This window comes from Secundilactobacillus malefermentans DSM 5705 = KCTC 3548 (genome assembly GCF_001436395.1).
GTDB classification, from domain to species: domain Bacteria; phylum Bacillota; class Bacilli; order Lactobacillales; family Lactobacillaceae; genus Secundilactobacillus; species Secundilactobacillus malefermentans.
In genome coordinates this window covers 40,895-47,377 of record NZ_AZGJ01000013.1, presented here as the reverse complement: position 1 = coordinate 47,377, position 6,483 = coordinate 40,895, and the positions used below count along the sequence as shown (strand labels likewise).

General features: G+C 44.6%; 5 protein-coding genes and 1 pseudogene. 2 read left to right on the top strand and 4 right to left on the bottom strand.

Annotation, left to right across the window (positions count from 1 at the left end; genetic code table 11):
• Nucleotides 1-82: 82 nt before the first annotated feature.
• The 3 genes from rny to FD44_RS03925 form a co-directional block, all read right to left on the bottom strand.
• Nucleotides 83-1,669, bottom strand: a complete 1,587-nt coding sequence (gene rny, locus FD44_RS03935; protein WP_029327601.1) for a ribonuclease Y — start codon at nt 1,667-1,669, stop codon at nt 83-85.
• A gap of 108 nt (nt 1,670-1,777) precedes the next feature.
• Nucleotides 1,778-2,500, bottom strand: coding sequence for a YoaK family protein (locus tag FD44_RS03930; RefSeq protein ID WP_010620419.1), 723 nt, complete (start codon nt 2,498-2,500; stop codon nt 1,778-1,780).
• Nucleotides 2,501-2,517: 17 nt separating this feature from the next.
• A complete protein-coding gene (locus tag FD44_RS03925; protein ID WP_010620420.1) occupies nt 2,518-3,588 on the bottom strand; it encodes an alpha/beta hydrolase in 1,071 nt (356 codons plus the stop codon).
• 38 nt (nt 3,589-3,626) lie between these two features.
• Between FD44_RS03925 and FD44_RS03920 the strand changes: the two genes are divergently transcribed.
• Nucleotides 3,627-4,049 (top strand): helix-turn-helix domain-containing protein, encoded by a 423-nt coding sequence (locus FD44_RS03920; RefSeq protein WP_010620421.1) that lies wholly within the window; start codon nt 3,627-3,629, stop codon nt 4,047-4,049.
• A gap of 88 nt (nt 4,050-4,137) precedes the next feature.
• Nucleotides 4,138-4,992 (top strand): response regulator, encoded by an 855-nt coding sequence (locus tag FD44_RS03915; RefSeq protein ID WP_010620422.1) that lies wholly within the window; start codon nt 4,138-4,140, stop codon nt 4,990-4,992.
• Nucleotides 4,993-5,022: 30 nt separating this feature from the next.
• Here FD44_RS03915 and FD44_RS03910 read toward each other — a convergent pair.
• Nucleotides 5,023-6,362: pseudogene (locus tag FD44_RS03910) on the bottom strand (amino acid permease).
• Between the last annotated feature and the right edge of the window lie 121 nt (nt 6,363-6,483).

The following is a 6,483-nucleotide window of genomic DNA, read 5'->3' as shown; positions in this document are numbered from 1 at the left end:
ACAGGATTTGACAGAGAGCCTTATAATCTAGTTAGTGTTCGTTTGAAAACGTGCTATCATCCTCGATTAAACCCGTGAGGTATCACGCTCTCTTTTTTCGTTTCTTCTTCTTTTCTTCTTCGCCAACATGTTGGACAGCCTGATACTGACGAATGGTCGTGACCTTAATCTTCCCTGGATAAGTTAACTCATCCTCGATTTGATCTCTAACCTGCTTTGTCAGCTCAACGCTTTGGTCGTCATTAAGAATTTGCGGTTTAACCACAATTCGAATTTCACGGCCAGCCTGGATTGCATAACTATCGCTGACCCCTTCATGATCATTCGCAATCTTTTCCAAACTACGCAACCGGTTCACGTAGTCTTCTGCGGACTCACTTCTGGCCCCAGGACGCGCACCAGAAATAGAATCTGCCGCAGCAATCAAGACGGCGATTGGACTCGTCTTTTCAACGTCCCCATGGGAAGCCTCGATGGCGTTTATCACGACTGGATCTTCCTTATAGGCCTTCGCTAATTCCGTTCCAATTTCAACGTGGGTGCCTTCGATTTCATGGTCAATTGCCTTACCAATATCATGCAAAAGGCCACTTCGCTTAGCAACCCGAACATCTAAATTCAACTCGGAAGCCATGATGCCGGCTAATTGCGCAACCTCTACTGAATGGGCTAGCACATTTTGACCATATGACGTTCGATACTTCATTCGACCAATTAATTTGATAAGATCCGGATGCATAAAGCCTAGGCGAAGTTTGCTAACAACGCGTTCACCCGTTTCCCAAAGGTCGTGCATCACATCGCGTAACGCACTATTAACTTGTGTTTCAATGGAGTTAACGGAAACCCGACGTGTCGCAATCAGTGCTTCAATAGCAACTCGAGCCGTTTCCCGGCGGATTGGATCGTGCGTACTAATGTACAGCATCGTCTTATCCTCTGGATCAAATACCAAATCAGTTCCCGTTAATGTCTCAATCAACCGAATATGCTGACCCTCATGCCCGACAATCTTGCTGCGACTATCGTTATCTGGAATCACCACGGTGTGCTCATTATGCTCACGCGCCTCATCGATAGGACCCCGTTGAATCGCCTCAATCATGATATCTCGTGCATTTTTATCGGCAGTTGCCAAGCTATCTTCATCAATTTCTCGAACTTCGACATCTTGCTCGGCCTTTAATTCGCCAGCAGTCCGGTTTCGAACCATTTGCTGAGCAGATAGATAGTCCAAATCAGCAACCTGACTCAGCGTTTCGTTACGCTTCTTGTCCAAATCATTGGCCTGCGCCTGCTTGTCCTTTAAAGTCTGCTCGCTTTGGTTCAATTCTGTATTAAAGCCATCTAAATCATGATTCCGGTCATCTAGGCGGGCTTCAACCAACGTTTGCGTACTTTCACGTTGCTTAATTCGGACTTCACGGGCCTCGATATCTTCCCGTTGAGAGGTTAGTTCCGCTTCACTATTATCTTGGTACGACTGCGCTTGTTCTTTTCCACTGTTGATAACATCAGCAGCCTTTTGATCTGCCTCAGCTTTTGCATCAGCCAAAATCTGGTCAGCTTGTTGTGTGGCCTGCGTCAACTCGTGCTGATGCTTTGAGTTCCGCAACACAGCCCCCAAGACGAGCCCGATAATCAGCATTATTAAACTCGTTATAATCATTAAAATTGGCTCGTCTCTCCCTTCTTATTCCACGAAAATTAAATAGAACTTCTCTCGTCATTATACGCCATTTGAGGTCGATTCCAAAATCAAAAAAAGAAGCGTCACTCACCCATCAAAATCGGATGAATCTACGCTTCCATTTGTATGAATAAATAGGGTTAATAACGCCACCAAATTTAGACCAAATCCCGTCCATAGTGGCCAAGTTGCATTTGTCATGCAGAGAAGCGCCCCAGCCCCAACGCCGAAGACAAAGACCACCACAATTGCGCACAAGGTTTTAAACTTTGTTTTAGCTTTCATATCATGATCAATCAGCCATTGATACAGACTGTTCATCATATTTTTTGAATTACCCGTCATGATGCCATTGTTAGCCGTGATGCTCCCAACCGTTCTAAACGTTGTTAACTCATAACCTGATAAAAAGCCAAGCGGCCATACCAAATAGTCCGCACTATCAAACTCTTGAACAATTGCCAAAATTAATAGCACGCTCACGTTCACAACCATAAATATTTGATTTTGGTGATGACGCGATAACTTTTCCGTTGGGATTTCCAGCATCTCTTGCGCAATAAAACAACCTAGCCCAAAAGCAATCCAAACTGGAATATTGACCCAAGCTGATCCAATGCCCTTCGTAAACAATTTGACCGCAAAAACGACCATGTTCCCGGTCTGCGCGCTCGCAAACACCTGATCATGAGCCATAAACGTGTAAGCATCAATCATTCCCATCGTAAACGTTGCCAGCAACGTCAACCAGGTTAATTCATGATTTAATTTATTTTGTTTGAGTTTCTGCCTTAATTGATTGTTTTTCAAATTCCTATCCTCATTGACTAGTTAAAGTAGTCTGCCAAGAAATCGCTGACCGTTTTTTCGTACTTTTTCGGGTTGCTTTGATACGATTTTGCGTGAGCTGCACCCTTAAATAGAACTAATTTCTTGGGCCCATTATCCGCCTTATACAAAGGATAAACCATGCGTGTTGGCACAAATTTATCATTTGTTCCGTGAATAAACAACATCGGTTTCTTATTCTTCTTAACTTGCTTGAGTGCACTCGCCTGTTTAAACCCGTATCCAGCACGAACTTTCGTAATCGCACTTACAGCCGGAACCAGTGGCAGGGTCGGCAAATTGTACATCTGCTTAGCTTGGTAACTTATCTCATCATATACAGAGGTATACCCACAATCCTCAATGAAGGCCTTCACCTGCTTCGGAGTTTTCTCACCGCTGACCATCATCGTTGTGGCCCCACCCATGCTGACACCAAACATCACAATTTGGGAGTTAGATCCATTTTTGCGGATGACCTGCTTAATCCACTTCAAATAGTCCAGCCGATCCGGCCAGCCAAACCCAATGTAGTTTCCTTGGCTATCACCGGCACCACGATCATCAGGTACCAAAATATTATAGCCCATTTCGTGAAACATGCCAGCGTATGCGCCCATTCGGCTCTTATCATCACCAAATCCATGGGCAATCACGATGGTTTTATTAGTTTTCTTATCCGCCTTAATATAATTGGCGTCCAATTTAAAATTATCAGTCGCAGACGTTTCCGTCCACGTTTGCTTTTTAACGTTCCGATACCAAAGTTTTTGTTTCCGTAACGGGTCCGTCTTTGAAATTGTCGTATTGTTGTTAATGAAGTCCTTCTTGTTCCGAGCGACCGCAACGTTGTAGAAATACATTCCTGCGACAAAGATGCCAATCAGAACGACTGCCACAACGCTTGCTAGACTAATCCAAATAATTTTGTTCCGTTTCTTCACAGTTTCCACTCCAATACCTTGATTTCCGATTTTGATCACCTGATTATGATAGGCATCACCACCATAAATTGCAACTCTAATTTGCGCAATCTCCCAGAGCGTCGGGTTTTTAGCTGTAACTTTCATAAAGTAGCGCTATAATGGTAGGAAAGGGGTGAGACGACATGTTTCCAGAACGTTTACGCGCATTACGTCGTGGCCAAAACATTACGCTAGAGAAACTAGCTGAAGGCTTAAACCAACAATTCAAGCCAGACAAAGAACATGAAAATACCGCTTCTCAAATTGGCAACTGGGAACGTGGCGCAAGAACCCCATCGTTCGTTGAAGTTCGCAAACTCGCCGAATACTTCGACGTCACGATGGATTACTTGGCCGGCAAAACCGAGCGAGATGAATACGACTTAGGACGCCTCTTTTTATCTGGTAAGCAACTGACCTTCAATGAACTTAACATTAGTTCCCAAGATCGCTACGAAATTTACCAGCTAATCAACGGCTACTTACATGGCAAAGGCCAACGCAAGCCAACACCATCGCGTAAGAATCATTCAGAAGAATTAGATTTAGATTTACATTTAGACTAAAAATGAGGCCCCTTTAGGAACCCAACTAGTTACCGGGATTAGACGAATCTGTTCTGATCCCTTCTTTATTTAATGAAAGGAGCTCAAAATGACCCCCAAACAACGAAAAAAATTACTGAAACACAAAAAATCCTCGCAGCTACCGGAAAAGAATCCTGCCCAATCCAGTTATATCCAAAAACTCATTTCTTACCGTCAGCTTTTCTCCGACTATCCGAGTGTTAAACTCCTCATCAACAATATCGTTGAGGCTGACCGTTTGTTGAATGCTGTCCTGCTGCCACAGTCCCTACCTGAACTTTTGTTACCTGACGATATTCAGGATCAAATCTTCACTAAAATTGGTCAACAGTACCCTGCCGGCGACAAACGGGGCGACACCCTTTGGAATCAACTTTCCGCGGCTCTACCAGATTTGGATAAACAAATTCGTTCCTTCCGTGACTACCTGGAAGAACATTACGGAATGTGGGCCTACATCTCGGCTTCCTTCATGCGGGATTTAGCTGATTTTGTTGAAAATCGAACCGTCCTCGAGCTCATGGCCGGGAACGGCTACATTTCAAAAGGATTGCGTGACGCCCAAAAGACCGTTTATACAACCGACAATAAGGCCTGGGTAGCAGAAAACGAAACGGGTAAGCACCCCGTCACAGCCGTTGAAAAATTGGACGCCCTCGCCGCTATCGACAAGTATCCAGTCGACGTCGTTATCATGTCCTGGTCACCAGATAAGTTGGACATTGATTGGCAAGTTCTTCAAAAGCTGCGAACACTCAATCCTCAACCAGCCTTCATTGTCATTGGCGAAAAGAATGGCGCTACGGGATCCAAAACCTTTTGGGAACAAGCGGACTACATCAATGATGATGTGACCCAGAAACTCAATAAAAATTACACTCATTTTGATTTAATTCACGATCAAGTTTACCGAGTAGAATAAGGAGCATTCCATCTGGAATGCTCCTTATTACTATTTCCGACTCAATTTCATATAAAGCCCATATCCGACATAGCAAACCACCACAATCGGCAACGTGTAAAATAACGCTGGGCGCTGGGCATCATCAAACACAATCAACACGCATGACAACAGCGAGCCGATAAACGCAAACCACGGAATAAATGGATACCACGGCGTTTTGAAGACCAGATCACTAACCTTTTTACCGGAAGCCACATACTTCTTCCGAAAAATTAGCTGACAAATGGCAATCGCCATCCAAACGAACACAACCGCCAACCCCGAAACGGAAACAAGCACCAAATAGACGGTTGACGCAGCAATCACACTTGAAAAGAGTGCTAGCAAACCGCCAATCATACTGATGACGAGCGCAATAAACGGGACACCATGGTGCGTCGTTCGTGATAGTGCTTGCGGCATCATGTGCTCATTTGCCACGGACCATAGCATTCTGGTTGAGGCATACAGCCCAGAATTTGCAGCCGATAAAATTGCCGTCAGTACGACGAAGTTCATCAAGTCACCGGCAAATGGCAACCCGATATGGTTCAAAACCAGAGCAAACGGACTCTGAGTCACACCTGCTTGCTGATAAGGAATCAAGCATGCCATGACAAAAATACTACCAACAAAGAATAGAACTAAGCGCCAAAGGGTTGTATGAATCGCTTTAGGCAGTGTCTTACCGGGATCTTTAGTTTCACCCGCCGTGACGCCAATTAGTTCCGTCCCAGAAAAGGCAAAGTTAACAGTCAGCATCGTGGTAAAGACCCCTTTGAATCCAGTTGGGAACCAGCCATTTGCGGTTAAATTATGTAAACCTGGTGCATGGGCATAACCCTTAATCGGGATAACTCCGGTAATGGCAAGAATTCCGATGATGATAAAGATGACAATTGCCACCACTTTGATGCTAGAGAACCAGAACTCCGCTTCGGCAAAGAACCGCACCGAAAGGCGTTTGTTAAAAAAATGACTATCATAAATAGGGCACTCCAAATCCACTCCGGCGTATTTTGAAACCACTGGTGCATAATGAGCCCAGCCGCCGTAAATTCCGACCCTAAAGCCACCGTCCAGGTTAACCAATATAGGACCGCCACCGTGAACCCAGTTCTTGGTCCAATGAGCTTAGTGGCGTACACGTGAAACGACCCAGTTACCGGCATCGCCACGGATAATTCACCCAGACACAGCATGACCGCGTACACCAAAAGCGCGCCAATGAGGTACGCAATAATTGTACCAATGGGACCCGCTTGGTGAATGGTATAGCCAGAACTCAAGAATAGTCCAGTTCCGATAACACCGCCTAATGAAATCATTAATAGATGGCGCGAGGACATTTTGCGTTCCAATGTGCCTAACTCAGTTGATTCACTATCTTCCAATAAAATTCCCTCATTTCCAATTCAATAATTGACTTTGTTGCTCACATTAGAATATGATTAAAATACTCAACTTTAC

Coding starts and splice junctions, on each gene's coding strand:
- rny (WP_029327601.1), bottom strand. CDS start 1,669: ATGATTATAACGAGTTTAATAATGCTGATTATCGGGCTCGTCTTGGGG.
- FD44_RS03925 (WP_010620420.1), bottom strand. CDS start 3,588: ATGAAAGTTACAGCTAAAAACCCGACGCTCTGGGAGATTGCGCAAATT.
- FD44_RS03920 (WP_010620421.1), top strand. CDS start 3,627: ATGTTTCCAGAACGTTTACGCGCATTACGTCGTGGCCAAAACATTACG.
- FD44_RS03915 (WP_010620422.1), top strand. CDS start 4,138: ATGACCCCCAAACAACGAAAAAAATTACTGAAACACAAAAAATCCTCG.